Origin of the sequence: Gluconobacter sp. P1D12_c (assembly GCF_018812105.1) — a bacterium.
In the GTDB taxonomy this organism is placed as follows: Bacteria; Pseudomonadota; Alphaproteobacteria; order Acetobacterales; family Acetobacteraceae; genus Gluconobacter; species Gluconobacter oxydans_A.
The window spans coordinates 1-744 of sequence record NZ_JACSIQ010000089.1 but is presented as its reverse complement, the minus strand read 5'-3'; the positions used below and the strand labels follow the sequence as shown (position 1 = coordinate 744).

Here is a 744-nt window from a genome sequence, read left to right as displayed (position 1 = left end):
TTCAAATATTCGTTGAATCTTAAAAAACCATATCCCCTGCTTTCTATGTAATCCAAAAACAAAGAAGAATGCGAAGGAAGACAACGCAAATAATCTCTATAACTTTTCACATCCTTCACAGGAAAAGAATGGTCAATATAATGGTCATGCAAACAAGTCATGATATCGTAAGGCTTTTCCCAACCGCAATAAACCTCGCCCCCATTCCCAAACATATAACGAATAGCCTTGGTCTCATAACGTGCCTTCAATCGCACAGCCTTTATATTGAACAGATTTTCAAGCCTCTGTACTTCTCTCTCTATTTCTCTATATTTTTCCTTCTTTACCATATCCATAACAATCTCCGACCCTCAGTTTGTGGGGTACTGGAAACTTATTGTAGCAGATAGAAATCAATATTTGACTTGTCATAGTGTCCGACTATGACAATTACATTGTCGTCGGTCCTGCGGAGCTTCAAAGATACCAGTCTGCAAGCTCCTGAAAGGCGTCCTGATTAGCTTCGAAGTATTCGGAATCCGGAACCTCAATAGGAGGCTCATCAAGCTCTACGGGGTCTTGTAGACGCTCTATGTCGAGAACCTTTGACAGCATCCCATCTTCTAAGACGCTACCCCCACCTCTACCCATGTGAGATATCGTGTAAGTGTCAAGCATATATGCTTTTGCGGAATCATCCACCGCATTGATATCCCTGTTGCCAAGCTCCCACGAACCACGCAACGCAAACAGATTAAGCCC

The 744-nt window shown here is 42.5% G+C and carries 2 protein-coding genes; both read right to left on the bottom strand.

Translation table 11 applies throughout. The features are described from left to right. The coding region (locus tag KP705_RS15685) for a hypothetical protein (RefSeq protein WP_215764858.1) at positions 1–338 on the bottom strand (338 nt) is incomplete at its 3' end. Positions 339–459: 121 nt separating this feature from the next. Further along, positions 460–744, bottom strand: a 285-nt coding sequence (locus KP705_RS15680; protein ID WP_215764856.1) for a hypothetical protein, incomplete at its 5' end; no start/stop codon positions are given.